25 protein-coding genes and 1 tRNA gene are annotated in these 25,754 nt (G+C 46.1%); 20 read left to right on the top strand and 6 right to left on the bottom strand.

The features are described from left to right. Positions 1–23: 23 nt before the first annotated feature. A complete protein-coding gene (locus J0L70_RS10710) occupies positions 24–305 on the top strand; it encodes a hypothetical protein (RefSeq protein WP_190647220.1) in 282 nt (93 codons plus the stop codon). Positions 306–430: 125 nt separating this feature from the next. Here the strand turns inward: J0L70_RS10710 and J0L70_RS10705 are convergent, their stop codons facing one another. Further along, positions 431–742, bottom strand: coding sequence for a DUF6679 family protein (locus J0L70_RS10705; protein ID WP_017286455.1), 312 nt, complete (start codon positions 740–742; stop codon positions 431–433). Between the two features lie 645 nt (positions 743–1,387). Here J0L70_RS10705 and J0L70_RS10700 point away from each other — a divergent pair. The 5 genes from J0L70_RS10700 to J0L70_RS10680 all read left to right on the top strand — a co-directional run bounded on the left by J0L70_RS10700 (position 1,388) and on the right by J0L70_RS10680 (position 4,919). Beyond that, a complete protein-coding gene (locus tag J0L70_RS10700; protein ID WP_287454473.1) occupies positions 1,388–2,119 on the top strand; it encodes an SIMPL domain-containing protein in 732 nt (243 codons plus the stop codon). A gap of 13 nt (positions 2,120–2,132) precedes the next feature. Beyond that, complete coding sequence (locus tag J0L70_RS10695; RefSeq protein ID WP_287454472.1) at positions 2,133–2,795, top strand: YqiA/YcfP family alpha/beta fold hydrolase; 663 nt, start codon at positions 2,133–2,135, stop codon at positions 2,793–2,795. 344 nt (positions 2,796–3,139) lie between these two features. Further along, on the top strand, positions 3,140–3,574 hold the full coding sequence (locus J0L70_RS10690) for a CAAD domain-containing protein (protein WP_017286452.1): 435 nt from the start codon (positions 3,140–3,142) through the stop codon (positions 3,572–3,574). A 257-nt stretch (positions 3,575–3,831) separates the two neighbouring features. Further along, positions 3,832–4,497 carry a hypothetical protein gene (locus J0L70_RS10685; protein ID WP_190647216.1) on the top strand — a complete coding sequence of 222 codons (666 nt, stop codon included), beginning with the start codon at positions 3,832–3,834 and terminating at the stop codon, positions 4,495–4,497. Next, complete coding sequence (locus J0L70_RS10680) at positions 4,497–4,919, top strand: surface-adhesin E family protein (RefSeq protein ID WP_287454468.1); 423 nt, start codon at positions 4,497–4,499, stop codon at positions 4,917–4,919. The genes J0L70_RS10685 and J0L70_RS10680 overlap by 1 nt, the downstream gene beginning before the upstream one ends. 61 nt (positions 4,920–4,980) lie before the next feature. Here the strand turns inward: J0L70_RS10680 and J0L70_RS10675 are convergent, their stop codons facing one another. Beyond that, positions 4,981–5,601, bottom strand: coding sequence for an exopolysaccharide biosynthesis protein (locus J0L70_RS10675; protein WP_017286449.1), 621 nt, complete (start codon positions 5,599–5,601; stop codon positions 4,981–4,983). A 124-nt stretch (positions 5,602–5,725) separates the two neighbouring features. Between J0L70_RS10675 and J0L70_RS10670 the strand changes: the two genes are divergently transcribed. After that, positions 5,726–6,544, top strand: a complete 819-nt coding sequence (locus J0L70_RS10670; RefSeq protein WP_287454466.1) for a TlyA family RNA methyltransferase — start codon at positions 5,726–5,728, stop codon at positions 6,542–6,544. 98 nt (positions 6,545–6,642) lie between these two features. Beyond that, entirely contained in the window at positions 6,643–7,461 is an 819-nt protein-coding gene (locus J0L70_RS10665; RefSeq protein ID WP_287454465.1) for a prohibitin family protein, read from the top strand. A 21-nt stretch (positions 7,462–7,482) separates the two neighbouring features. On the opposite strand, the gene J0L70_RS10660 is transcribed toward J0L70_RS10665, so the two are convergent. Continuing rightward, entirely contained in the window at positions 7,483–8,022 is a 540-nt protein-coding gene (locus tag J0L70_RS10660) for a phycobiliprotein lyase (protein WP_017286446.1), read from the bottom strand. 185 nt (positions 8,023–8,207) lie between these two features. On the opposite strand from J0L70_RS10660, the gene J0L70_RS10655 reads away from it, so the two are divergent. The 4 genes from J0L70_RS10655 (at position 8,208) to J0L70_RS10640 (ending at position 10,697) form a co-directional block, all read left to right on the top strand. After that, positions 8,208–9,116, top strand: a complete 909-nt coding sequence (locus J0L70_RS10655; protein WP_190647207.1) for an ABC transporter ATP-binding protein — start codon at positions 8,208–8,210, stop codon at positions 9,114–9,116. Continuing rightward, the gene (locus J0L70_RS10650; protein ID WP_287454462.1) at positions 9,117–9,890 is read left to right on the top strand and encodes an ABC transporter permease; all 774 of its coding nucleotides are present in this window, start codon (positions 9,117–9,119) and stop codon (positions 9,888–9,890) included. It begins immediately after the preceding gene. 217 nt (positions 9,891–10,107) lie between these two features. Further along, the gene (locus tag J0L70_RS10645; RefSeq protein ID WP_017286443.1) at positions 10,108–10,353 is read left to right on the top strand and encodes a DUF2281 domain-containing protein; all 246 of its coding nucleotides are present in this window, start codon (positions 10,108–10,110) and stop codon (positions 10,351–10,353) included. Further along, positions 10,350–10,697: a type II toxin-antitoxin system PemK/MazF family toxin gene (locus J0L70_RS10640; RefSeq protein WP_017286442.1), complete on the top strand. Its 348-nt coding sequence runs from the start codon at positions 10,350–10,352 to the stop codon at positions 10,695–10,697. Before J0L70_RS10645 ends, J0L70_RS10640 begins: the two co-directional genes overlap by 4 nt. 56 nt (positions 10,698–10,753) lie before the next feature. Here J0L70_RS10640 and mazG read toward each other — a convergent pair whose 3' ends face one another. Next, on the bottom strand, positions 10,754–11,563 hold the full coding sequence (gene mazG, locus J0L70_RS10635) for a nucleoside triphosphate pyrophosphohydrolase (protein WP_242044202.1): 810 nt from the start codon (positions 11,561–11,563) through the stop codon (positions 10,754–10,756). 30 nt (positions 11,564–11,593) lie between these two features. Next, positions 11,594–12,142 (bottom strand): metal-binding protein, encoded by a 549-nt coding sequence (locus tag J0L70_RS10630; protein WP_190647203.1) that lies wholly within the window; start codon positions 12,140–12,142, stop codon positions 11,594–11,596. Positions 12,143–12,221: 79 nt separating this feature from the next. Between J0L70_RS10630 and J0L70_RS10625 the strand changes: the two genes are divergently transcribed. Then, a tRNA-Val gene (locus J0L70_RS10625) sits at positions 12,222–12,294 on the top strand. A 466-nt stretch (positions 12,295–12,760) separates the two neighbouring features. On the opposite strand, the gene J0L70_RS10620 is transcribed toward J0L70_RS10625, so the two are convergent. After that, positions 12,761–12,967, bottom strand: a complete 207-nt coding sequence (locus J0L70_RS10620) for a hypothetical protein (RefSeq protein ID WP_017286439.1) — start codon at positions 12,965–12,967, stop codon at positions 12,761–12,763. Positions 12,968–13,292: 325 nt separating this feature from the next. Between J0L70_RS10620 and J0L70_RS10615 the strand changes: the two genes are divergently transcribed. The 7 genes from J0L70_RS10615 (at position 13,293) to J0L70_RS10585 (ending at position 25,685) form a co-directional block, all read left to right on the top strand. Further along, positions 13,293–15,263 carry a bifunctional aldolase/short-chain dehydrogenase gene (locus J0L70_RS10615; protein WP_287454456.1) on the top strand — a complete coding sequence of 657 codons (1,971 nt, stop codon included), beginning with the start codon at positions 13,293–13,295 and terminating at the stop codon, positions 15,261–15,263. Positions 15,264–15,510: 247 nt separating this feature from the next. Beyond that, a complete protein-coding gene (locus J0L70_RS10610; protein WP_287454454.1) occupies positions 15,511–16,692 on the top strand; it encodes an aspartate aminotransferase family protein in 1,182 nt (393 codons plus the stop codon). 83 nt (positions 16,693–16,775) lie between these two features. Continuing rightward, entirely contained in the window at positions 16,776–17,012 is a 237-nt protein-coding gene (gene rpmB, locus J0L70_RS10605; protein WP_017286436.1) for a 50S ribosomal protein L28, read from the top strand. 587 nt (positions 17,013–17,599) lie between these two features. Further along, complete coding sequence (hpsA, locus tag J0L70_RS10600; protein ID WP_287454453.1) at positions 17,600–23,119, top strand: hormogonium polysaccharide biosynthesis protein HpsA; 5,520 nt, start codon at positions 17,600–17,602, stop codon at positions 23,117–23,119. Between the two features lie 12 nt (positions 23,120–23,131). Then, on the top strand, positions 23,132–23,980 hold the full coding sequence (locus J0L70_RS10595) for a type IV pilus modification PilV family protein (RefSeq protein ID WP_287454451.1): 849 nt from the start codon (positions 23,132–23,134) through the stop codon (positions 23,978–23,980). A gap of 27 nt (positions 23,981–24,007) precedes the next feature. Continuing rightward, complete coding sequence (locus tag J0L70_RS10590) at positions 24,008–25,072, top strand: PulJ/GspJ family protein (RefSeq protein WP_287454449.1); 1,065 nt, start codon at positions 24,008–24,010, stop codon at positions 25,070–25,072. 28 nt (positions 25,073–25,100) lie between these two features. Then, the gene (locus J0L70_RS10585; protein ID WP_287454447.1) at positions 25,101–25,685 is read left to right on the top strand and encodes a prepilin-type N-terminal cleavage/methylation domain-containing protein; all 585 of its coding nucleotides are present in this window, start codon (positions 25,101–25,103) and stop codon (positions 25,683–25,685) included. Positions 25,686–25,754 lie beyond the last annotated feature (69 nt).

The following is a 25,754-nucleotide window of genomic DNA, read 5'->3' as shown; positions in this document are numbered from 1 at the left end:
TCGATCAGCTTTATTTTTAACTTATGCTCTTTAATTTTTTGGCGCATCTGATCATCTGGTTTCGTCCGTTTCTGGTTCCGATTTGCTTTGTGGTGGCATGGAGCTTAGTCTTGATGCTGGTCTGGCGGGTGTTCGCAGCGACTCGTGATGCCGTGAATCAAGCTAAACACATGCATCAAATTCCCTGCCCAGACTGTCAATTCTTTACAGGCGATTACAATCTCAAATGCCCAGTTCATCCAATGAGCGCACTGTCTGAAGATGCGATCGATTGCCCGGACTATTTTGAAAAACCTTGGAATTGAGTTTCTCGTCTGCTTCAGAGACACCTCGATTGCAACGAAATGAGGCGCTAAAAAAGCTAAAAAGCAAAGAGAGGAAAGATTGCTCTCTCCTCTCTTGCCTTAAATTTGCCGAAGCTGAATTAGTCTTAGTCTTCGCGTTTGTCGAAGGGTGGGTTTGAGAGTTGTTCCGCTTCAGGACAATCATCGGAAACCAGGGGTTCGACACAGCCTTTTGGAACAGAGGCAAGCTTTTGAGTTACCGCCCCAATGCTTTCGAGGCGGACCATTTCTTCCCAAGAGCAATTTTCATCTTCTTCTTCGGTTTCGTAGCGCAGTGTGACCAGATCACCTTCGATATCAAGGATTTTGGCACGTTCGATCCAGCGCTGTTGATCCCGCAAGAAGATCCAGACTTCGCGACCGTCACAACAGAGTTGATAGATCTTGCGGTGTAGCATGTGCTTCTCCTGAGCGAAATAACTCTATGTAATCGAAATTAGACCGCAGTTTGATTTTCTCCGCAGTCTCGTACTGAACAGAACTTTAGGGATTTTTTGGATCGCAGGGATCGCAAGGGAGCTTTCTCATCAAAGATCGAGGATGAAGCGTAAAAAGAGAGAGGCTCGGAAGGCGAGACTGGGGAGGCGACACTCTTAAAGTCATTGTTGAAGCAGTAAAGGGACTAGGCGCAACTCTTGAATCGAGTCAGACTCATTCAAGTGGAAAGAAGACAGTGGCAACATAACATCGGCAATCCGGCAAGATTAAGAGGGGCATCGATGAATTTGCCATCTGTGGTTAGCGTTCCCGATCAGTGATAAATCAAGAGATAGAACTAATCTTTTTGAGTATTAGATTCTACCCTACTATTTTAGCGAACTACTGGTAAATTGCGTAGAACATGATTACTAATCATAAACGATTTCGCGCGTTCCTGGGTTCCTTAATAAACAAACATAGAGGGGTACGGCAATATTGCTACACCGTTTAAGAAAACTTAACTTTTCTAAACTCTGAATCAGGTTGCGAAAAGCGTAACTGAGCGCGGCAAGGATTCAATTCGATGGCACAGTAAAAGGATTCTTACGCAATGGATATTGGTGATGATGAGTTTAGTTCGGAAATCTCACTGGCTGAGTGCTGTGCCGATCGCAGTTGGAATGATGAGCTTTGCAATGATCAGTCCTGCCTTTGCTCAGGAGAAACTCATGCGGACATTGACGGTTTCGGGTCGTGGATTTGAAGATATCCAGACGACACTGGCACAAGTGCGGTTGGGAGTTGAGGTGCAGGGTAAGACTGCGAATGAAGTACAGCAGGAAGTAGCCCGCAAATCGAATTCGGTTGTCAATTTCTTGAAATCGCGTCAGGTTGAGAAGTTGGAAACAACTGGGATTAATTTGAGTCCTCGGTATGACTACGCGAATAATCGTCAGACATTGATTGGTTATACGGCTTCTAATACCGTTTCATTTCGTACGTCAAATGAGCGCGCGGGTGGAATTTTAGATGAAGCAGTGCGCGCAGGGGCGACTCGGATTGATAGCGTGAGTTTTGTGGCTTCGGATGCTGCGATCGCAGCAGCCCAGAAAGTGGCGCTACGCAAAGCAACCCAAGACGCGCAGACTCAGGCAGATGCCGTCTTTAGTGCATTGAATCTGACGCGCAAAGACATCGTCAGTGTTCAGATTAATGGCGCAACGCCTCCTACTCCAGTTTTTCGGGAAGCGGCGTTAATGCAGATGCGAGATGCGAAAGTTTCAGCAGCTCCGAGTCCGGTGATCGGTGGAGAACAACGAGTAGAAGGCTCAGTGACATTGCAAATTAGTTATTAAATTCTTGAGAGAGATGAAATATTTCTATCTACATGGGTTTGCGTCGAGTCCGCGATCGATCAAAGCCGAACGTCTTCGCGATCGCTTTCAATCCCTTCGTCTCTCTCTAGAAATTCCTGATCTCAATCAAGGGGATTTTCAAAATCTCACGCTGACTCGCCAAATCCGACAAGTTCGAGCCTTGATCGATGAACCTGTCACCCTAATTGGTTCGAGCTTTGGCGGATTAACAGCCGCTTGGATTGCTGAAGGCTGTGATTTCGTCGATCGCATTATTCTGCTTGCCCCAGCATTCAATTACCTCGAACATTGGCTCCCCCGATTTGATCCAAAAGAATTAGAAAAATGGAGATCGGGAAATCCACTGTCGATTTATCACTATGGCGACCAGCGATCGCGCTTCTTGAATTACGGAATTGTCGAAGATTTAGAGCAATACGACGAAGCGCAACTTCAGAAACCGATCCCGACCTTAATTTTGCATGGCATTCGGGATGAAATTATTCCGATCGCGCAGAGTCGAACCTTTGCAGAAACGCGATCGTGGGTGAAATTCATTGAACTGGAGAGCGATCACGGGTTGACGGATCAAAAACCTGAAATTTGGCAAGCCATGCTTGAGTTTTGCGCATCCCCTAATTTCCCCAAACCGATTACAGATGGGGACATACTGTAGTTTTAAGAACTAAAAGCTCGGAAAAAATAAGTGAGAATACGCGCTGAAATTACGATCGCGACATATGATAATGTCAACTGAAGCTGACTAGAACAAATTAACTATATTGTGAAACTTGACCGGACTCGAACCTTCTAGTTCAGATTCAAAATTCATCAAAAGTAGGGTTTACAGAATTCAAATTCTTAAGTCATGATCTATCCTGCTAGTGACAAGTTCCTGTCTGAACTTTCGCTATGTTTGAGAGATAGCGAAAATCAATTTTGAATTCTGCTACTGTCCGTATTACTGGGAGGTCTAGCCCAGCGAGACGAATTTAGGTTATTGTTTCCAAGGAATTTAGTATGGAACCTGAAGTGAAAGAAATGGAAACCCCCACCGCTGTCGAAACACCAACGAAAATCAAAATGGATGAGGCTGGAACTCTAGCGCCTGTGTCATCTGGTGTATCCTCTGAGCAATGGCGCGAGATCGCAGACAAAACTTATACGGTTTTGTCAACTCTGCCAGAATTGTTGGGTAAGTTTTTCTCAGAACAACGCAAACCCCTCGTGGTTGCAGGTTTGATTTTTGGTTCGATCGTGTCTGTGAAATTAACGCTTGCACTGCTTGGGGCAATTAATGAAGTGCCTTTGTTGGAGCCGACGTTTGAATTAATCGGCTTAGGATATAGCGTTTGGTTCATTTATCGCTATTTGCTCAAAGCCTCGAATCGGAGTGAGTTGGGCGAGGAGTTCAACAAGTTGAAAGATCAAGTCGTGGGTCACGTGAACAAGTAAAAACGGCGATTCGGACAAACTATGAAAAAGGAGGGAAATTGATTCTCTCCTTTTTTTTGTAATGCATAAACTTAAGCAATTGTTAAGCGCACGCTTGATCTTTTTCCACCATTCCTCCATAGTTTTTTGAAGCTGAAATTCTGATTCATTTTCTGATCTTCAAGTAAAATACGGTTTGTCGCAGGGTGGCACTTTAATCCAACCAAAATAGTCCTCAGATCCTAATTTCCATTTAATGCAAAACTTTAAAGGCGGTTATGCAATTTTGTAAGCAACTTGTAGCGCGATCAAGCTTTATCGTTGCACTAAGTCTGATCGCTGCACCTGTCTCGGCTCAGATGACGGATGCTCAGATTGTTCGGCTTGTTGAAGCCATGCGCCAAGCTTCTAAGCCAGAAAAACCTGTAACAGGTCTGTACAGTGATTGGCAGGTGAAACCTGAAAATGTCACACGTTGGTCAAAACAATGTGGAGGAAAAGAGTTATCTCCGACTGAGTTTCAAGCCAATGCAGCAGCAGCACGTTCGATTGTCACTTGTGTCATGCGCGATGCGGTTAAACAATACGCAAGAGACACGAATGAGACGACTGCGGTTCAACGCCTAGCAGCTTGGTGGATGACGGGCGACCCAACGAAGTTCAATGCGCGTGAAACGGCTCCCTATGTCCAGAAAGTTGTGAAAGCATATCAGGTGACGGAGCCTGGAAAACCCACTGCCAAGACGTTTTACGATCGCTATATGGCAGCCGGGATTGAGGCAGCGCAGCGCAAAGATCAGAAGACGGCACGGCTCTATTTTCAGCGCGCATTAGATGAGCGTCCGAGAGATCAATCTGCCTTACAAGCGATTCGCAATCTTACGCTACCCACACGCGGGAGCAACCCCAATAGCCCGATTACTGAACAACCGAGTCAAAGATAATGAAAGCTGTTTTGAATTTGGCGATCGCTGGCTTAATTTGTGCAGCGATCGCTCCGGCAGCAAGTGCTGCGGAATGGACAAAAGTGACAGAAAACGAGGCAAAAGATCGGTTTTTCGTCGATACCAGCACGATTCAGCGCAATGGCAATATCGTTTGGTATTGGGAGTATCGAGAATTTCCTGAGCCGAATAATGCGTTTTTGGATACGAAGGTCGATCAGCCGGTGCACGGCGCAGTAGTTCGCTGGTCGTTAGATTGTGGAGCGAAGGCGCAACGGTTACGCAAGGTGAATGCCTATACGAAGAATCGCAAACTGATTCAGAAGTTTGATTATGGCGAAGCTGGCATGATGTTTCAGCCAAGGGCGGGAAGTAGTGCTCATACAGTGATGAATTACGTCTGCAATACACAGAAAACCTAGATCCTAGCTACAGTGCTGAGAACTCCGGGGTTTAGACTTCGGAGTTCTTTGAGTATTGAATTCAGAGCTTGATCACGGTCATGCTCCAGGAAAAGAAAGCGACGATCGCACCTGCCATAACTGCCAGCACAAGACAAGCAGTAATAATTCCAACGACAATCACTAAACCATCGCCCTCAATCAGTCCTAGACTGATAATGACGAGCGCGATCGCAGGCAAGAAATTTCCAAAGGGAATCGGCAGAACAATCACGCAAGCCAGTAGAAAGAAGAAAATTGATAATAACCGTTCTGCGATCGGAGTTGTGATCAATTTCCATCTTGGACGAATGATTTTCTCGAATCGAGCCAGATAACGTAAAACAATGTTTACACCTTTCTCAAAGTCTTTTCGTTTTATCGATCGATTCGCAATCCATTTCGGAAACCACGGGGTTGTATAGCCCAGCATTAACTGAAGCGAAACCAAAACCAAAGGCATCCCGATAAAGGCAGAGACTCCCGCGATCGGTAACGGTAAGGCTTCCGGTAAAGCACAGATCAAGAGTGTCGGTCCAAACGATCGCTTACCCAATCCTCGAATCAGATCGCCTAACCGAATGGTTTCGCCATCATGTTGTCGCAGAAAGTCTTGCAAGAGTTTTGACGTATGGAGTTCAGAACGTCGAGTGGCTAGTCTCATACGGAAATTGGCTCAAGCGATTTTCTTCAACATTACTTTCCTGACATTAAACTAGGTTTGTCGGACGTGTGACGTCCCCCGGATTGCGTAATAATGAGCAGACATTGCTTGCTCAAGATTTGAAATGTCTAAACAACGACTGGATACGTTACTTGTCGATCGTGCGTTGTGTACGTCGCGCCAACAGGCTCAGCGCTTAATTCAAGCTGGGGAAGTGCGCGTGAATCAGCAATTGATTGATAAACCGGGAACGGAAGTTGAAGTCAATGCTGAAATTGAGGTAAAAGCGCGATCGCGTTTCGTCTCACGCGGAGGAGAAAAACTGATCAAAGCGCTCGAAGAATTTCAGATTAACGTCAGCGATCGAGTCTGTTTGGACGGCGGAATTTCAACCGGGGGCTTCACAGATTGCCTATTACAATCCGGCGCAAAATTGGTGTATGGAATTGATGTTGGATACGGACAAGTGGCATGGAGTTTGCGTCAAGATCCGCGCGTGATTTTACGAGAAAGAACAAACATTCGACATCTAAAAGCTGAGGAATTATATCAAGCAGATCAACCCATTCCTGATTTAGCTGTGGTTGACGTTTCGTTTATCTCGCTAACAAAAATTCTGCCCGCATTGTGGGAATTATTACAAGTTCCAAGAGAATTAGTGTTGCTGGTGAAACCCCAGTTTGAAGTAGGAAAAGATCGCATTGGTAAAAAAGGTGTCGTGCGAGATTTCAAAGATCAAGCCAGTGCAATCGTGCAAGTTTTAGACGCTGCAACATCCTTGGGCTGGCACTATCAAGGCTTAACTTGGTCGCCACTTTTAGGACCTGCTGGAAATATTGAATTTCTTCTCTGGTTACAGTCTGAAACTGTAACGAATGCACCTGAATTTGAACAGGTTAAACAACTTACACAACTCGCACAGAAAACCTTATCCGGTTCTTAACCTTTGAAGCTGGGAAAGTCCGCGATCACAGTTGTATCTCATTGCAAGGCTAGCGATTTGGGTACTTTAACTCCATCTCAATCAAAAGGTAAAAAAATATGCAATCTATGAGTTTGAATCTGCGATCGAAGATTCCGTTGATTGTTATTGCCGCGCTCCTTGGCATGGGTGGATTGATCACATTACTACGTTCTATCACGGTGATTTCGACTGGAGAAATTGGCATCGTCGATTTCTATGGTCAAGTCTCAGAACAACCGCTTACACCAGGAGTTCACCTCAAGAGTCCAACGGCTCGTATGGTTACTTTTTCGACTCAAACCCGCGAATTCAAAGAGACATTACAAACGCCTACAAAAGAAGGCTTAATGCTGAATGTCGATATTAGTGTTTTGTATCGAATTGATCCAGCAAAAGCAAAACAGCTTTATCAAACGGTCGGCATGAACTATGAAGAAATCGTGCTGGTTCCCCAAGTACGATCGCTGATGCGGAGTGCAACCGCAAATTTTGAATCGAAAACGATTTACACCAGCGATCGCCAAGCCTTAGCGCAACAACTTCGGGAGAATCTCAACAAAGCGTTGAGCGATCGCGGCATCATTATCGAAGATGCACTGATCCGCAATGTGAAACTGCCAGACAGCGTAGAGAAATCAGTACAAGAAAAACTGAAAGCAGAACAAGACGCACAACGAATGAAATTCGTCTTGGAGCGGGAGCGGCAGGAAGCCGATCGTAAACGCATTGAAGCACAGGGAAATGCGGATGCACAACGAATTTTGTCGCAGGGATTAAGTGAACAAGCGTTGCGCTTTAAGCAAATCGAAGCTATGCAGCAATTAGCCGCTTCGCAAAACTCGAAAGTGATTATTGTCGGAGGAGATCAAAAAGCGCCTGTACTCCTTCAGCCCTAATTCGCACAGACGCTTCATGACTTAAGCGAGACGTTTTTCCAGATACTGACCAATCATCAGTTGTTCACCTGCGCGTGAAATGATGGTCTGTCGGGTGCGGTATTTGTCACCCACCAGTTTGAGTTCTTCTTCAAACACAGAGCCTTTGTACTCTGTTCTCAGACAAAGCGTATCTGGATTGGTGAAGTAAAATCCAGCCGTAATCGGCTTAGAGGTGGCAAAACCGCGATCGCGATACAACACCGAGCCAATCACCCCAAACAGGGTCGAGCCTTTGGACTCTACACGTCCCGAAGCGCTATTTTCGCTTTCCCAACTCACTGCCGCACCGCAAGTCATCGCGGTTTCATCGGCAAGTCCATGCAGTCGGGCAAGTTCTATCAGCTCCGCATCGCCCTGTTCTAAAAAACGGATAGTCAGCAAACTGTTAACCTCTTTAACTTCGCCACCGGGCAACGTGTAATATCGTCGCTCCGATCGCCATTGCCCCTGAGATTGTCGGAAAAAAGCTGAAATCAACTGATCATCAGCCTGAGAAGAGAGTAGTAGCTCCACAGTCACAAAAACTGCTCCTTTGTGAAATGAACAACACGGTATCAGCCAAGAATCTAGACCATTTTTGTGGAATTTAGACAATACCATTTCACAAATATTAATATAATTGGGATTGCCTTATAGAAAAACAAACCAAAGACAGAAGATTGAATCTGTCATCATAGTCACAGAGCCATTTCGATTGAACATTGATGCAAGTTTTAGAAGTTGACCAGTTACAGAAAACCTACCGCAGCGGAGGCAAGACAGTCGAAGCGGTACGAAATGTATCTTTTGGAATCGAAAGCCATGAAGTGCTGGCATTTTTGGGAGCAAATGGTGCGGGCAAAACTACAACAATCAAGATGATTGCTGGGTTAGTTTTGCCCGATCGAGGACAAGTCAAAATTGCAGGACGGAATCCCCACCAGCAGTCGATCGCGCTAAAGTCAGTCGGAGCCGTACTCGAAGGCAATCGCAATGTCTATTGGCGCTTAACTCCTGAAGAAAATCTGGAATATTTTGGAGTGCTACGCGGATTAAGCGGCTATGTGGCACGGCAACGGGCGAAAGTTTTACTCGAGCGATTTGAACTGATGCATAAGCGATCGACGATCGTACAAAATCTCTCACGCGGTATGCAGCAAAAATTAGCGATCGCAGTTGCGCTAATTCATGAGCCACAATTACTTCTTCTCGACGAACCAACACTAGGACTCGATATTGAAGCGACTCAAACTGTAAAACGATTGGTCAGAGAAATCGCTGGAGAGGGTCGAGCCATTCTCCTTACTACACACCAGCTAGACATCGCAGAAGAATTATCTAATCGAGTTGCGATTATTAAGCAGGGTGAAATTGTCGCTCAAGAACGCACAGAAACTTTGATTCAAAAGTTTTCTGGCGACTCGTATCGAATTGAATTAGAGCAGGAATTAGACCCTGATTGCAGAAGTAAATTAGCCGCGATCGATGCCGTGATTGAAGGAAAAACGATTTATATCCGGCAAATCGACTTGCTGTATCAAGGCTTAGAGATTTTAAAACCAAGCGCGATCGTGCGAATCGAAAAAGATCAAGCCAACCTCGCAGATGTGTTCTTGAAATTGGTAAAGAAATAAATGCTGGAATTATTTGTTGCACAACTCAAATGGAGTTGGATTCAGTACAAGCGCTATGCTCATGAAGTTCTAGGCGGAGTCATCGCACTCAGTATTACCTTCTACGGGCTTTTCCTCAGTGTTGGATACATTGCAGGATCAGGATTTCGATTCGGAGATCGCTTAGATGCTGTGATTGTCGGCTATACCTTGTGGTCACTGGTCATTTTTATCATGAATGGCATCAATGCCACTTTACAGCGCGAAGCCCAAGTCGGAACCTTAGAGCAGCTATTCATCTCGCCGTTCAATATCACGAAGATCCTGTTGCTCAGAGCAGTTTCAGATCTGTTACTTCAATGCGGTGTTATTACGATCGTCCTTTTCATCATCATGGCACTCACGGGACGATGGCTATCATTCTCAGCAGCGTTGATTCTGCCATTAATTACTGTGATTCTCGGTGCATATGGATTAGCATTTGCGATCGGAAGTTTGGCACTGATTTTCAAAACAGTTCAACAGATTGCAGGCATTCTCAATTTCTCACTGCTCTTCGTGTTGACAATTCCTACTGAAACTTGGTCAGGAGCGCAAAAGATTTTAGGCTATTTGATTCCGATGACCACAGGTGCAGGTTTGATGCGGGATATGATGGCGCGGCAAGCAGGATTGAATTGGGGAACTTTCGCGATCGCTTTGATCAATGGACTCATTTATTTTGTGATTGGTATTACTCTCTTTCGCTGGTCAGAACGCGAAACCAAACGCCGCGGCAGACTTAGTGGGTATTAACCAACTTAAAGATTTTGCACTATTAATTTCATTAGTTCAAACATCAGGATTGGTTAACAAAATAATAGGTGGTGCATCAGTTTTGATTGCACTTCTTTAGAAACCACGAATCAGCAGCGCATTCTCACCACCCATTCGAGAACCAGGAGCAATACCCGTAATTCCAGTTCTTGTTTCCGGGATACAATTGTCATATCTTCAAGGCGATGAAGCAAAGATGGATAAGCTTGCAGAATCTGAGCAGCAATTACTAGAAAAAATTCGCCAACTTCCCCAAGAGAAACTGGTTGAAGTCGAGGACTTCGTTGATTTTCTGATGCAACGCGCTCAGAAAGTATTACAGCGCTCAGTTTGGGATCAAGAAATTACTGCAATGGCAGATGACCCAGACATTCAGACCGAGCTTGCTGCAATCAATACAGAATTTGCAGTGACCGAAATGGATGGTCTTGCAGATTCATGAGTATCCAGCGAGGGCAAATTTATTTTGTCGATCTCAATCCCGTAAAAGGAAGAGAGCAATCGGGTAAGCGTCCTGTTCTCGTTTTATCGATCAATGCGATTAATCAGGCAAATCTTGTTGCGACAGTCGTAGTTGGAACAAAAGGAGAAAATGTTCGCCGTGATTATCCAACAAATGTTCGTGTTTCCTCAGCAGAAAGCGGACTTCCTCTAGAAACAGTTTTTCTTTGCTTTCAAATGAGATCGATTGATCCAACCCGATTCCCGCCTGAATCATCTGGACAACTCTCTACCGAAAAAATGCAGCAAATTGAAGCTACAGTTCGATATTGTTTAGGTTTATAGAATTTCCAGGCATCTATTATATTTCCTTCCCAAGCAAGATCTAAGACTGCCAAAGCTTAGCTTTCTTTTTTTGCCAATTTCGCTTTTGCCTGCTGCCAGAACTGTTCTAATTCATCCAGCGAATACTCTGATAAAGGTCGATCGACGACCCCTTCCATCTGCACCAAGCGCTGAATAAATCGATCGTTTGTCCCCTGAAGGGCGGCATCTGGATCGAGATTCGCCCATCGCGCCAAATTAATCACGGTAAACAACAGATCGCCCAGTTCTGCCTGCTGATTTTCTTTACTCTCATACTGGAGCGCGTGTTGAAATTCTGCTAATTCTTCTTGAAACTTTTCCCAAACGCCATCCATCGATTCCCATTCAAATCCAGCCTTCGCCGCCTTCTTAGAAATCTTCATGCCAGCGACTAAAGGTGGCAGAGATCGCGCATATTTTCTCAACTGATCGCTTAACTTTGTCTCGCTGAGAGCTTCTGTTGCTTTAATTTTCTCCCAATTTTGATGCACCTCATCCACGCTCTCGACTGCTAAATTGTCAAACACATGCGGATGACGACGAATCAGTTTTTCGGTAATGTTTCTTGCCACGATCGCTAAATCAAACTGCTGTTGATCTTGTGCGACTTGCGCCTGGAGAACGACTTGCAGTAAGAGATCACCCAGTTCATCTGCGATCGCAGCTTCATCTCCACTCCGCAACGCATCGACCACTTCATAAGCCTCTTCAATCACATACGGAATCAAGGATTGAGGCGTTTGTGCCAAATCCCAGGGACATCCGCCTTCTGGATTTCGTAATTGGGCAACGACTTCGATCAGCTTTTGCAAGGCTTCTAGCGTTTCAGACATTGAAGAATTCATAGGGCTTCCCAGATTTTTTACTCAATCACTTTAGCGCTTTCGTCGCTTGTTCCAGCGTTTGATCCGAGACCCAATCCAATCACTCAAACTGTGACTCATTGCCCCCAGTTCTAATCCAATCCCTAACGCAAGACATTCGATCGGGGCGCGTTGAATAAAACTCACACTCTGCTGCATCACAGTGCTCATCGAAACCTGAACTGTATTTTGCCAATTGGGAATCGCCCCAAAGAACTGTTGTACGATCGCGCTCAAAACAATTCCGACGCTCACAAATAAGACAATCCAAACGCTGAGATACAGAATTCGCCCAATTGTCCCAACAATTGCCCCATGTGAAATCAGCGATCGATGACGCAATCCCCGCCGATAAGGCAACCAAATCCATCTCAGAATTCCCCAACGTTTATACTGCTGCGAGTAAATATCCAAATCTGGGCCAAACATCAACCCTGCAAAGAGAAATCCCCCGGAAACGAGCAGCGTCAGATTGCCGCTTTGAGTTAATCCGAACGTGATTCCTGCCACGATCGGTAAGCTCCATAAAGTAATGCTGTCATGTGTCCGACCAGAAGGCATCGCAAATCAAAAAAGAAATCTGGATAAAATCGTAATAGATTTTGAATTATCTGTTATATTAATTAAGCACGCAAAGCGCGGGCGATTAGCTCAATTGGTAGAGCGCCTCCCTTACAAGGAGGATGTCGGGGGTTCGAGCCCCTCATCGCCCATCATGTTTGAAGGTTGTAAGATTCACCGTCTCCAAAGATAACCAAGATAAGGGGAGCGATTGGTTTTGGAGAAGTTGGGGCGTATGTTAATAAAAAACGATTCCCACTAAAACTCGCTTACAACTGGCCATTATTTCCTGTTAAAATAAAATAGTGCCAAAATATTATCCGTTCCTATAGGCTCATTTAAGAAATTGGGAAGATTTTTGGATTGATTAAGTGGCTACAGTGCCTACCTACATGATATTGAGACAAAAACCATAGTAAAGGGAATAGAATCCCAAACCGGGGAGAGCAAGGCGTTGCCTTGTGATATGACTTGCATCTGTGCACATAGGTCAGCAACGATTTTTTCTGCCAACTCATTCTGTGTGCTGTCAATTCAGGCAATTCTGAGTGAGATCCTCATGCAAAAGCAGCAAGACTCAAAGTAGGAATCGAATTTCGCGATATTACTTCTATCCCTTCAGCCATCTAATGGAAAGTGGCGCTCGGTCTCCCCTGCTTCGAGCAGGCTCAAAAAAGTCTCACTGATAATCTTTTGCTCTTCCTCTGTAAAATCCGTTTTGAGGCGAGCTTCAATCTCATCTTCGCTGAGGTTTTCATTGATCAGAGTTTGAAAGCGTTCCAGAATATCAGCAACAAGATCGCTAGAATCGTTTTCTATATTCATAGGTCATTCATTCAATAGAGGATAGGTCATATCGATCAGTCTCTCTTAAAGGTGAGCCTCAATCGGTTGCAATTCATCAAAATTAACTGCGATCGTAGCGCCAAGTTTCATCTCAGTAGAGAAACGACTTAGGCATATGAGTACTCAAGTAGTTCTAATGTTGTTAACAACCCAACAGTGTCGAATGATTCCTCCTGACCAAGGGGATATCAGGGATTCGAGTCCCTCATCGCCCATCTTCAGAAGATTGACATTTTCAATTTAGGCTGAGAACCTGAACTTCTGCAGGTAAAACCTGCTGTAAAGACTCAGGAGCGATAGAGCTATGAAAAATCAATGGGACGATACCATTGCTCAGACATTTGCCAGCGATCCATTAGCGATGCGGGTCTACACCTCGCAACTCCTGGGACGAGAACCGGACTTGGTGCTGCACGGAGGAGGCAACACTTCTGTTAAAGCCACGGTTCCCAATTTCTTTGGTGATCTAGAAGAAGTTCTCTACGTTAAAGGCAGCGGTTGGGATCTCGCCACCATTGAAGCAGCAGGATTTGCTCCTGTTCGATTAGAAGTATTAAAGCGATTAGCCGAGCGAGAGCACCTGAGCGATTCCGAAATGGTGACTCAGCAGCGAGCAGCAATGCTCAATCCCCACGCTCCAACTCCTTCAGTCGAAGCGATCTTACATGCCATTATCCCGTTCGCTTATGTCGATCACACCCATGCCGATGCAGTCGTCACGATCACAAACAGCCCAAACGGAGAAGCCCGAATTCGAGAATTGTACGGCGATCGTATCTTGGTCATCCCCTACGTCATGCCAGGTTTTATCCTAGCCCGCAAAATTTGGGAAATCACTCACAATCTCAACTGGGACAATTATGACGGCATGATCCTCATGCACCACGGCATCTTTACCTTTGCCGACAAAGCCCGTGATGCCTACGATCAGATGATTCATCTCGTCACCCAAGCTGAAACATACCTCACAGATCAAGGCGTGAGCACACCCGCTACAGCCCCCGCTACAGATCCAAATTGGATCACGCTAGCCACGATCCGCAAAACCATTTCTCAAGTCCAGGGCAAACCGATGCTCGCACAGTTCAATCAAACTGCAGAAGCCGTCGGATTCTCCAGACTGACGAATGTAAACGAGATCGCCACGAGAGGCCCGATCACTCCCGATCACGTGATCCGCACCAAACCTATTCCAGTGATCCTGGGAACAGACCCGGAAACCGACATTCACACCTATGCCAAACAATATCGGAATTACTTCGATCGTCATACCAATGGGTCTTTGACATGTCTCGATCCCGCACCACGTTGGGCAGTCTGGAGTGGTTATGGAACGCTCACATTTGACCGCAGTATCAAAGCTGCTCAAATCACGACTGACATTGTAGACCACACCATTCGAGCCATTCAGGCAGGCGAAACTTTGGGAGGGTGGACAGCCTTACCCGAAAACGATCTATTCGACATGGAGTACTGGGAATTAGAACAAGCCAAACTGGGAAAAGCAAAAGCTGAACCTGAATTTCAGGGAAAAATTGCGCTTGTAACTGGAGCAGCCAGCGGCATTGGTCGGGCTTGTGCAGAATATCTACGATCGCTAGGCGCAGTCGTAATCGGACTCGATCTGAACCCTGCGATCGTTGAACAAATGAACAAACCAGATTTTGTCGGTATTCAAGGCGATGTGACTGAACCGCATATCTTGAATCATGCGGTTACAGAAGCAGCTCGTCGCTTTGGTGGACTCGATATCTTGGTCTCCAACGCAGGCATCTTCCCAAGCAGTCAACTGATTGAGGATCTCTCTGCCGATATCTGGGAACAAAGCTTAGCGGTCAATCTCACCAGCCATCAGCAACTTTTACAAGCCTGCATTCCGATTCTCAAACAGGGTATTGATCCTGCGATCGTGATCATCGCAACTCGCAATGTCCTTGCCCCTGGACCCGGAGCCGCCGCCTATTCCGTTGCCAAAGCTGGACTAACTCAACTCGCTCGAATCGCGGCTTTAGAACTCGCTCCCTTTGGAATTCGAGTCAATATGGTGCATCCTGACTGCGTATACGATACAAGCATTTGGAGCGAAGAAGTCCTGTCAAGTCGAGCTGCCCGTTATGGACTCACGGTAGACGCTTATAAAACTCGCAATCTCCTAAAAACTGAAATCACCTCGCACGAGGTCGCCATCATGGTTGCAGCAATGGCGGGTAAAACCTTTGCCAAAACGACAGGAGCACAAGTGCCACTGGATGGGGGAAGCGATCGCGTCATTTAGAGAAATCGCTCAGCAGTTTCAGAACATTCTCCAAACTTTGCTTACCGTAACCTTCACGAAATATAGATGTCCGTTTCATGAAATAAAGTCAGCAAACTTCTATCGTAAAGTTCATTCCTTTCCCCACTCCCGAAAGACTTCTATTAATATGTTCTTTTCACCCCAAATTCAAGGATAAAAGCCAGTGAGTCCAGAAACCCTTGTAAAATCCTCCCCCTTCTCCAGCGCAGAATTCGACGAATACGTCATGTCTACTTACGCCCGCTTTCCCCTAACCCTTGTGCGTGGGTCAGGCTGCCGAGTTTGGGACGACCAAGGACGAGAATATCTGGATTTCGTCGCTGGAATTGCTACCTGCACTCTCGGTCACGCTCATCCCGCTATGATTGCAGCCGTCACCGAACAAGCTCAAACTCTTGTCCACATTTCCAATCTCTATTACAACACCCCTCAAGGTGACCTCGCCAAATGGCTCGTTGAGCATTCATGTGCTGATCGCGCTTTCTTCTGTAATTCCGGCGCTGAAGCCAACGAAGCTGCCATCAAACTTGCCCGCAAATACGCTCACACAGTTCGTAACATTACTCATCCCATCATCATCACCGCGAATGCGAGTTTCCACGGGCGCACCCTTGCCACCATCACCGCCACTGGACAGCCCAAATATCAACAAAACTTTGATCCACTAGTCCCTGGCTTTCATTACGTTCCCTACAATGACGTTGAAGCGTTGAAGAGCGCGATCGCGGATCTCGATCGCAACGAACCTCAAGTCGCAGCAATCATGCTCGAAGGTTTACAAGGTGAAGGAGGAGTTCGTCCTGGCGATCGCGCCTATTTCCAAACCGTTCGCCAACTCTGCGACGAAAAAGGCATTCTCCTAATCATGGACGAAGTCCAAGTCGGCATGGGTCGCAGCGGTAAACTTTGGGGTTACGAGAATCTCGGTATCGAACCTGACATTTTCACATCTGCGAAAGGTCTGGGTGGCGGAGTTCCCATTGGTGCAATGCTCTGCAAATCTCATTGCAACGTCTTCAGCGCAGGGGATCACGCTAGCACTTTTGGCGGTAATCCCTTTGCCTGTGCTGTTGCTCTTGCCGTCTGCCACACACTCGAACGCGAGAACCTTCTGGCAAACGTTCAAGCTCGTGGCGAACAACTGCGTTCAGGACTCATCCAACTCGCCCAAAAATTTCCTCATTTAATCTCCGACGTTCGCGGTTGGGGCCTCATTGACGGTCTAGAACTCAGTTCCGACAGCACTTTCACTGCAGCCGACATCGTCAAAATTGCCATCCAAGAAGGCGCTCTTCTCGTCCCTGCGGGTCCAAAAGTCTTGCGATTCGTCCCGCCGCTTATCGTCACTTCTGAAGAAATCGATCGCGCGATCGCGGCGGTCGATCGTGCCCTCACGACTCTAAACTAATCTCACTTTTGCCAAAAGCCCTCAATTGCATATAATAGAAGGCTGTGAGAAATCCTAATCTAGAATCAATCGGAGACCAAACTATGGCACGTCGATGTCAACTGACTGGCAAGAAAGCCAACAACGCAATGGCAGTATCCCACTCCCACCGTCGCACGAAAAAATTACAAGAAGCAAACCTGCAAGTCAAAAGAATTTGGTGGGAAAGTGGGAAACGCTGGGTCAAACTACGTCTTTCAACTAAGGCAATCAAAACTCTAGAGCACAAGAGCCTAGACGCTTTTGCCAAAGAAGCTGGAATCGATCTCAGCCGCCTGTAATTCATCTGCCAAAACCCGATAGACTAATTCGCAATCGTCAATTCTTGCAAGACAAAAATTGACCCTCCGATCGCTGATTTTAGGTGTTCTTGCGGTAATGTCTACACTTCGCAAACTGGAGTTGAGCAACGAATAGCTCAACTCCAGTTTTATTTTTAATCCATTAATTCTCCAATCCCTGGTGGTCATCCCCGATGAAATGGGTAACATACCTGCATCCACTTCTCTCGCTTTCTTCTTCAACCCAGAATTCGGGACAATCTCCGTAATCTACCTAGGGCTTATCTGAGTTTTTCCGTAGCTTATCGGAACTGTCTCAACTTCGTTCGATTTGAGCGCGTGTCTTCTCGGTTGACTCTGCTTTCAATTATGAAGACAGTAGAGAAAGCTCCACCAAAGTATAGAGTTTTGACAAAGTTACAAAGCTCTGACTTGACTATTCCACGGGCAAATATTGGACGATATCTAACTAGTAGGTTTCGTCGATTTAGCATTAGTTGCCCCTGTGAATGCTCATCTGCGATCGTGAATTCCCCTTCCGATCGAGTACCGCACGATCGTCACTTTTTTCTGCCAACTCAGCAGCTATGTCAAATCACAAACTTAATCTCCAGGGTTTCTTTCACCGTCTTGGAAGTCTCTACCGCAAGATTACAAAGACCTTTGTTCATCGCCTTCTCCGCTATGTTCTGCGATATCAACGGCGAGGCAACCTCTCAACAGCAGGCTTTATCTTGCCAACAACAGTTCTGTTGATTTTGGTCGTAGCGCTCACTGTCGGAGCACTGACGTTCCGTGCCTATAATCGCAATATCCAGGTGATTGGAGAAGCACAACAACGCGTTATCTATAACGCTGCAACTCCAGCAATTGATCGCGCTCGCTCCAAACTTGAGTACCTCTTTGACTCTACAAAAGATTCTCGACTCCCCAGTGGTGTGCCTGCACAAGACACTTTGGAAGCAATGCTGCTCAACAACGGACAGGATCGTCAGGGCGGAGCTTTTGGCAGCATTCGGCTAAGAGATAAAGATGGTAAAGCCACGATCGATCCATACACTTTTCCGGATGAACGTCGGATCTTCAAAGATGGCAAAGCTCAAAATATGTGGGCTTTTCAAACGGATACGGATGGAGATGGCAAGATTGATCCGTCTAAAGATTCCACCACAATTTACTCAATCATTTTAAACACCCCTCCAACACAGACCACAGGGACAGGAAGCAATACAAAAACTGAAAAAATTGCCACTCGCTTGTTAAAAATGAAAGATGAGGACAAAGCGAAGGCAATGTATGTGCGACAAGCCCCCCTCAGTGTTGACGGAGCACTAGGATGTAACATCAGCGAGAGAGGCGGCAAAGCGACAGGGCCAGACGGATGGTTTGATGATAAGGTGTCCACTGCTATTCTCCGTAAAAATTTTCAAGTTGATGCGCTGGTCATTCCAGGAAATTCAAAAGACACAAAAGCGACTTTAGAATTTACTCAAGATCGCCAAATGAATCGTGGCAACAAGTGGGGAGCCTGGTTTCGTCACGATTTAGAGATTCACCCTGGCGCTACATTTAATTGGAATGGTGCAATGCACACCGAAGGGAGTCTTATCGTTGGGGGAACCAACTTTTCTGCCTATCTAATTAGCTCACCTGCATCCTGCCTATACTATCCTGACTCTTCAGAGATTACGGTCACTGACACAAGACCAACACAACCAGGGGAAACGAACCGAAATCTATTGGGTCTAGTGACATCTGGAATGGTAAAAGATGGAAATCAAAACGGCAGCGCGACGATTCACCTTCATAGCAATCAACCCCAAGATAATCGAAATTGGGCAACGCTAGAAGTGGGTACAAGCTCCAGTAAGGCTACCAATCCATTTAATATCACTCTCGATCCCGAAGTTGTGCTTTTAGAAGACGGATACAGAAGCATGTCAGCGACGGATCGAACCAATCGAGGCGCTAACTTGAATACTGCCAAACAGAGTCTTCCTGATTTCGGTATCTCTAAGCATAGTCCTCCACAGAAGCTAGATCAGCGCATCTACGCGAGCACCCAACCTGCTCCTTATGTAGATGACCTATATCGTGCTGATGATCGCTGGGGACCGAAACCTAGATATGGAAAAGATATCACGATTCCACCTGGAGATTACGGTAAGCCTATCCCGCCTGATGATTCAAATGCAGCCCTGCTTAAGAGTGAAGCAGATGCGATTGACAAAGAAGCTTCTAACTTAGGTCTAGATGGCTACTGGGAACGGCGAGCACGTGCTGTAGGGATGCGGATTCTCGTTGGACAGCGTCTAGAACTTGGTAACCTATTCACGTGGTACGCTCCAGAAGACAAGAACAATGATGGCTATGTTGGCAGTCCGAGTGGTGATCCTGGTAGATTTATCGACCAGAATGTATACGAGCATGAAGGTGATCCACTTTATCCACCAACGGTTAAACCCTACCCTGTAACTTCTGCATCAACTACGGCAGTTGGACAGACTTCCCATATCGCTTTGCATCGTCGTACTTTGCGAGATAATTTATCTGCTGTCCAAAGTACTGCTATCTATCATTCTGAATCTGATGAGAAGGATTATCCTGTCGCATGTCTTGCGACAACTGTCCATCCTGGAACACTACTCACTCTTCGCCAGTCGCTGACCTTTAAATCCTTTAACTTCAAGGGTACAGACAATGCAACGGATGGCTCTCTCTTAACCAACTTCTTTACAGGTGTCGGCACAAATGGTTGGGAATTTAATACACCAGCCGGAAACGCTAGCAACTTCAAAGCTGCGATCGAGAATACAGATAGTCCCCTCCGTAAGGCACTAGATAACCTCGCAAATTTTGCAGGCGATTACAACCCAAATGAAAAAGATGCCAACGGCAATCCAAAAACTGGAGCATTTCCGCCAACGCCAAACGACACAATCATTCACCCCTATCCAAAACTGTCGATGTGGGGAGATTACTCAAGCTTGAAACGGGCACTGGCTGATGTTGCTACCAAAGGATATGACAAACTCAGCATCGCTGATAAGACTTATCTACAGACAGCAGCTTGCACGATCGGGATGTTGGCTTACAACATTAACGAAATCCAGAAATTTGATCCTAGCAATCCGGCAAATGATAGAGCGCTTTCTGGATCTACTAGAAGGTTGATGGCAGTGCTAGCAGATGATCTACGGCTGCTCATGGATGGCACTATCGTAAGCGGTGATGGCAGACCCTTGACCAGTAATCCAGAAGTTCTTCCTCAAGAGCGCCTGAGAACTTATAACTATTCAGCAACGCCAGCAGCGCCAGCAACGCCACAGCCTTCCAATCCTCCCTTTCGTGCACAATATCGCCTCAAAGATTATCAAGAGGTTCCACCCGAAGCCTTTATTGGGGCGTTACGCGCATATCTACTGTCTTCAAGCGGCAAAAATCTTGCGCCTGATAGTCAACAATTCATGGACGAGATGCGTATGGCAGAAATGATTATGCTGAATCATCAAATCCGCCGCGATCGTACCTTTGGATTCCGAGAATCAACGATATTTGGAGAATATGCCATCATCACTCCAGATTCTGTGGCAGACCCAGATGCTCCCAGTAATCCATTCCAAAGCTTGCCTACGGCTTGCGACCCCGATCAATTTACGCTGAATGGTGATGACCTACCTCTCAGCATTGATCGCATTCCTTCCTCAATTCAGCAGAAAGCCTCAACTGTTCTAGCCGAGGGCAAGCTGAGTTCTGCTCCACCTGAAGATTTCCCTACTTATTTTCGTTCATCTGACGATCGTACACGAACTCGTTTTTCTCAATATAGGCTGGCTCTTTCACGACTTTGTGGAACAATTAGCGATCGTGGAAATACCGTTCTACCCAAGTTTCCATCGCTTTACTACCTGTTTCCAGAAGTAAATCATGATCGCTATGGAGAAAAAGATACGTACCACGGACAACCTCTTCAAGAACCTTACATTGGAAATGGAGAGGCTCCTCTGAGCGAGCCTCCAAACTCGGCTAGACGGGATGATTACCTTGATGATTACCTTGAAAGCATGAAGTCTCAGTTCAAACGGATCAGCGACACAAAAGCTCCAGGAAGAGCAGGGTATCCAAGTGTCCCTTTCTCAGCAACATCACCTGGCAGTCTTCTCAGTCGGAGACCTATTGAAAACCAGCCAGTCTTTCCGATTGAGGATTACTCTGTTGCAGATGTCGCTCTAACCCCTAGAAGACTAGATGAGTGGCAAATCCCCTATCTTGCACCCGGCAGTGTTCGACCCTTTGACAGTGCCGTTAGCAATACTAGAGCGAATTACTCAACAAATCTCATCCTGATTCCTAAAGAAGGGAATGTGAACGAGTTAGATAGAATCGCGATTCCTTTCCTCGATCGTGCCTTCTTCGATGGTCGTCAGCTCATGCTCACAAGATCCTTAGACATTGATTTGGGGATGCTTCGGAGTACAAGATTTGGTTCAAAGAACAATACTTGGCTGCCGCTAAGTGGCATCGTTTATGGCTTTCGTGAGGATGCAGTTCGAGAAGATGCCATCTCTCGACCACGCTGCTCAGGAACGAGTTGTAAAATGGATGTACGTAATCCTGCTGCACCTGTTGATCCACAGGTTGGAAGCAATGGTATATCAACCAAAGCAATTGATGAATATCCTGATCCCGATCGTCGTATCCACGGGTTCCGCTTACGAAATGGCGCGCAACTGATGCGAAATCGAAGTTTTGAGGGAGTCATTGTAGATGCAGTAGACAACAATCGCGGATTATCTTTCTTTACAGATCAACCTGCGTACATTCAGGGCGATTTCAACTTACATCAGGATGGCACAGATGACACAATTGGCACTCGGCTAGAAGAATTTACGCAACTGCTGCCAGATAGTAGAGCATATAACGGCACCGATTTTTACACTGGCGATCGAAACAACGCTACTAGACGTGATACCAAGTTCGCAGTACCCAGCAGCGATCGTTGGCGACCATCAGAAGTCCTAGCAGATAGTATTTCAATCCTGTCAAACAACTTCTGCGACGGCACCATTTCTGATATGTTTGTGCAGTTCAATGGAAGCGCCATCAATACATCCGGCTTCGCAAGTAATGCCTATCCGGTTCCAGATTTTAGTAGCATCTCTGATTTTGGTAACCCAAGCGCAAGTCGCTCATACTATCATCAGCCGAGTAGAGGGCTATTTGATCCTGGGTGTCGAACTGCAAATTTCACCTCTTTTCACAATCAAAATCGTCCTTCAACCAGATTGGGTAATCCTGCAGACAATAATGGTAATAAGGTAGACGGTAACCGTAATACCGGATGGGACTGGGTGCGGGAGAACTCTCGATATAATGCAACAGCCCCTCGTCGAAGCAGTTCTAACAACTATGCAGAGGGTAGCTGGGTTGATTTCGCCGCTCCAATTAAGATCTCTCGTACGGGTCAGCCTCTCGTAGCTCGTCCTAGAGATAAGACTAGTAGTTCACTAGACGCATCACGCCCAGAAGAAACTCCACCTCAGCGTTCAACAAATCCAGCAGGTCTCAGACGGGACGAACTGCTTCCACCTGTGCCGTACAATATTGCATTTTCTAATCCATACTCTGCCTATGGTAATAGTGGTGGAAATAGAAGAACTGTTACTGCAACCCCTTCTCGAGTCAATTCGATTATTGTGAGCGGCATTAGCCCTTCTCGCCCACAGCAAGGATATGGAGGACTACACAACTTCCCCCGATTTTTAGAGAATTGGGGAGGACAGGCAATGCATTTTGCAGGATCTTTCATTCAACTCCAATATACGAACTATGCTACTGCCCCCTATGAACTTGAGAACTTGGAACCGGGAGATACAACCAACAGAGGAGATGAAAACATCAATTACTACAACGCTCCACCACGTTATTGGGGTTATGATGTAGGGCTTCAGTTGAGTGCTGCAGGTCCAGCAGCATCTCGATTCGTAAGTTCAAGTAAGAATCGCAGTGAGTTCTACGTCGAGCCGCCTGCAAACGATCCTTACATCACCTCTCTGTGCGAAGCGGCAAAAACGGCTTTTAGCCTTTCAACGAACTGTCCTAAATAGAGGAGAGACTGAATGCCGAACCATCAATTTATAAAACCGTGGTCATTTACCTCTGCACAATTCAAGCAAAGGCTAGGAGCGTATCAAAACAACCCACAACTGTCTAGGACAGAGCAAGGTTTGACTCTGATTGAAGGACTGCTTGCAATCGTAATTATTTCAATTACTGTTGTGAGCATCTCCCCTCCAATCTTTTGGGCCGTTGCAACACGTGTTCAGACTCAGCGCGCAGAGCAATCCCTCAAACTTGCTCAAGGGGAAATCGATCGAGTTCGCACCTTAGTAGAGCGAAATGAAGTGAGAGCTTCTCAATTTAATCTACTTCCTCCTTATTCAACGGGCGCAACAGAGACAGATGTGAGAAATCAAACTTCAGGCAATTTTCCTGCTGCACCTAATGCTAAAGCTTCAGGCGACAAGGTAGTGTCGATTCGCGATTGTGGAACTGGAACTACTGGTAATGATGTAGCCACTTTAAACGGCACCTCATCCCGTCCAGTCAATGCTTTCATCCGAATCGACACCAATGGCGATTGTCAAGCAGATTACCTAATGCAAACTTTCCGTAGCCAAGGTTTAGATCAAGACGGAAATCGGTTCCAAGGTAACGCTGATCAGAATCTTTCTGCATTTGTCATGGGAGTTCGCGTATATGCAGCTGTGGCAGAACCAGTATTGATTAGCGGAAAAGGTAAAACTGAGCCAGCTTCACTACGAGCAACAAATGGATTGGGCAATCAACTTAATCGCCCCTTAGCAGTCTTGTATTCAACGATTGTCCGAAGTACTGACGGCAGGAATCTGGAGCTTTATCACAAACTGTGCCAGCCAGAAGCTGGTCTAACCACAGGCGCTTGCTAGAAATTATCACAACTGTATCGTTACATTATGTCTAGAGCTTTTTTTCAACGGCGTACTTGGTTGCACTTGGTCTATCCTCAAACTAAAGCTAGTGGGTTCACATTGCTAGAACTTCTCGTTGCAATGGTGATTGGGGGAATAATTTCGGCTGGGCTGCTGATTCTTGTTGTTCAACTCATTCAGGCTAATCTGCGAGAAGCTGCTCGAAGCGATACACAAAGGGATTTGCAGGCGGCCATTGACTACATTGCACGAGACGTACGAGAGGCAGTTTATGTTTATGATGGTAACTGCCTGCTTGATGGCTCTGCAGCTTTGGCATGTCCTGGGTTGAGGAAGTATTTACCCACAAGTATTTCTGAGAACTCTCGTAATACTCCGGTATTAGCATTTTGGCGAGTTGACCCATTGCCGCAAGTATTGAAAGATCGTTGTCAAAGTAATGCTGATAGTTTTGCCAATCCACAGACTCTTCCAGCAGCAATCCAGGGAGTTCCTTGCCTCTCAGGGAGAATGTACAGTCTTGTCGTTTACTCTTTAAATTCGGAGCAGACAACAGGTGTCCTCGGTCGAGCTAGGATTAGGCGCTATGAGTTACCGCAATTCACCACCCAAGGTGGTACTCAAATTCCTCCTCAGACCACTAGGGGATGGATAGATCCGATTCGCAAAGAAACGGATTTCGTTGCTTGGCCACTCGATAAATCCACAATGACAACATCCACGCCTGTATCTCTACAAGACAAAGAGACTCAGAGACCTGATGGCACGAGTCTTGTTCTTACAGATTTTGTTGATCAAATTGGACTATATGACGCTGCAGGTAATAAGGCACAGCCCTTTGAGATACAGGGATATCAGTTAACTCCGAAGCGAGGAGCTTCAGCAAGTAATGAACCGCCACGTGGGTTTTACGTTTATGTGAAAGGAACGGACGATAGAGGCACACTCAACCAGGAAGTGGTCATCCGGATTCAAGGTGATGCTGTTGGTAGACCCGGTATTGCAGGGGTGAATCTAACCCGTCCTGTTATGCCCGTCTCTTTGGAAACCCGTGTGCTGACTCGTGGTGTAACGAGTAAAACAGAATAGTTCCCTCACTACAATGGTGCTTAATGTTATGAAAAGGCGAAGCTTGTTGAATTCACGATCGAGTACAGATGGATTTACATTGATTGAAGTTTTAGTTGTCATCATCATCACTGGCATATTGTTCGCGATCGCTGTACCAAGCTGGTCAGCCTTTGTGAACCAACAGCGCGTCAGTGCTGCTCGAGCGCAGGTTTCTCAAGCAATTCGTAACGCTCAATCTAAAGCGAGTCGTACAAAAGTAGCTCAAGCGGTCGTGTTTGAGAATCGAATTGGGCAATCACTGAGATATGCGATTATCCCTATTTCCGACACGAGCGCTCCGGTGGTCGATCGTACAAAAATTACCGCATGGGAAAATCTAGGAGATGCTTCTACACTCAGACTTTCAGTAGCGCAGGGCAATTTTGCTTCTCCACCTCCATTAATATTTAATATCTATGGCGGTGTGATTACGACTAACCTACCAGTGCCAGCGGCAGATCAACCGCTCTATACAGTCACGATTGGAACAACTCGCAGCGCAAATCCAAGGCGCTGTGTTAAGGTCACAACCTTACTAGGCGCAGCGGAAGAAGCATCAGACAGCGAGTGTCCACCTAATAGAACATCGTGAATAAATATTAGAAGAATTTGCAGGCAGTTATTTAGGTAACTCGCCTGGATTTAGATGGACTTCAAGATA

Source organism: Leptolyngbya sp. UWPOB_LEPTO1, assembly GCF_017302695.1.
Classification (GTDB): Bacteria; Cyanobacteriota; Cyanobacteriia; order Leptolyngbyales; family Leptolyngbyaceae; genus Leptolyngbya; species Leptolyngbya boryana.
Note: the sequence above shows the minus strand (reverse complement) of the source record. Positions and strands in the feature narration are given on the sequence as shown.